1 protein-coding gene is annotated in these 232 nt (G+C 64.7%); it reads left to right on the top strand.

What is annotated here, in order from left to right:
- A partial coding sequence (locus AC6UDF_RS07480) for an NAD-dependent epimerase/dehydratase family protein (protein ID WP_500724277.1) occupies window positions 1-232 on the top strand: 232 nt, incomplete at both ends.

Below are 232 nucleotides of genomic sequence, written 5' to 3'. Positions count from 1 at the left end.
GACCCGTCCTCACCGTATTCCGGGGTAATCAGCATCTTCTGCGAGCGCGCAGTGCAGGGCTTGCCGATCACCCTCTTCGGCGATGGCGAGCAGACCCGCGACTTCCTCTACGTGGGCGACCTGGTGCAGGTGATGGTGCAGGCGCTGGAGCAGCCGCAGGTCGAGGAGGGGGCGGTGAACATCGGCCTCAACCAGGCTACCTCGCTGAACCAGTTGCTGGTGGCGCTTGAGA

This window comes from Fructilactobacillus sp. X2R6C1 (genome assembly GCF_059901295.1).
This window is presented reverse-complemented; position numbering and strand designations above follow the sequence as displayed.